A 1,741-nucleotide genomic window follows, 5' to 3' on the forward strand; every position below is an offset into this window, starting at 1 on the left:
CGCCGCCGCACCATCTCGACGCACCTGCGCCTCGATCAGCTCGTGCACGCAGCGATCCAGCGGCAGCGCCTCCTGCGTCTGGTTCCAGCCTCGCAGCACCTGCTCGCGCTCCGCCGCCGGCAGTATGTCGATGTGGGCCACAGGGGTCTGCGGCGCTTCGCGCAGGGCCTGCAGCAGGCCGTCCAGCGAGGCCTCCATCAGCCGGCACACGCGCAGCGGATCCAGCCCGCCTTCCACCTGCGCATTGAGTGAGAAGCCTTCGCCCAGATCATCGACGTCCAGGCAGATGGGGAAGCTGGAACGCTCTTCGGCGCCGAGGACCTCGAGCTCCGCGTTGTGAGCCTGCACCTGCTCCTCGAAGACACCATAGCGGTAGTTCAACAGGGACGTGAACAGCGGCTGGCCATGCCGCACACCGCTGCAGCGCTGCGCCAGCGCGAGCGATGCATGCTCGTGGTGCAGCAGCTCGGACAGCAGCGCATGCACGCGACGCAGGCTTTGCTGCACGGGAGCGGCGTCGACATCGATGCGCACCGGCAAGGTGTTGATGAACATGCCCCAGACGCGATCGGCGCCCGGACCTCCTTGCATGCGCCCGAACAGAACCGTGCCAAACACCGGAGACTGTCGGCTGGAGACCTTGGCAATCACCATGGCCCAGGCCAGGTGCATCACACTGGCCACGCTCACGCCGAAGCGGCGTGCGAGCTCGCGCACGGCGCGGGCCGTCGAGGCGGGCAGCGGCAGGCGGGCCTCCTTCATTTCGAGGCCGCTCACTTCGGTCTCAAGGATCTCGAAGGGTGCCGTGGGCTCTTCGACATCGCCCAGCATGCGGCTGAAGAATGCGCGGTGTTCGTCGTCGCTGACGCCCAGGCGGGCACGGGCGACGAAGTCCCGGAAGGGGACCGGCGGCAAGAGCTGGTCGGCCCGACCGGCCTGAATCAGTCCTGCTTCCTGGATCAGCAGCTCCTGCGTGGTGTGATCCATCACCAGGTGATGGGACAGCAGGCGCATCAGCCAGCGGCCCTGGACCGGATCATGGGCCACGCCCACGCGAAGCATGGGGGGCTGGCGAACATCGATGCGGGTGCGGCGGGGATCCATCCGCTGCGCCAGTTGCTGGGCCACCTCGCCGTCCGCGGGGTCCAGGTCCAGGAAGCTCACCGGCAGCGCGGCCCGGCGGTGCACAACCTGCAGCGGCTCGTCCAGCCCTTCCCAGAGAATGGCGGTGCGCAGAATGTCGTGCCGATCCACCAGTTGCTGCAAGGCCTGCAGGAAGGAATCCACGCGTTCACGGCTGCTGCAGGCCAGCAGGCCGGCCTCCACGTAGGCGTCGCTGCCCGAACCCATGCGATGGTGAAAGAGGATGCCCTCCTGCGCTGCAGTGAGCGGATAGAGGTCCTGCACCTGTGCGGCGCCGCCCTCGACCATCGCGACCACACGGTCGATCCCTGCCTGGTCCAGGCGCGCCAGCGTGAGCATCTCCGGCGTGATGGACGTGGCGCCAGGAGGAATCAGATTGGGGGGAACGACGATGTCCTTCGCGACCGTGGCGACGGACAGCGCCAGCTCGGCGACCGTGGGCGAGGAGAACAGCAGCTTCACATCGGCGTGCAGACCCTGCCGGCGCATGCGCTCCACCAGGCCCAGAGCCAGCAGGGAGTGCCCGCCCAGCTCGAAGAAGCTGTCGTGACGGCCCACGCGCTCGACCTTGAGCAGCTCCGCCCAGATCGCCGCCAGC

1 protein-coding gene is annotated in these 1,741 nt (G+C 68.2%); it reads right to left on the reverse strand.

Going from position 1 to position 1,741, the window contains the following annotated elements; genetic code table 11:
* Positions 1 to 1,741, reverse strand: a 1,741-nt coding sequence (locus ABDJ40_RS24650; protein ID WP_347613758.1) for a condensation domain-containing protein, incomplete at both ends; no start/stop codon positions are given.

This window comes from Roseateles flavus (assembly GCF_039872765.1).
Classification (GTDB): Bacteria; Pseudomonadota; Gammaproteobacteria; order Burkholderiales; family Burkholderiaceae_C; genus Roseateles_B; species Roseateles_B flavus.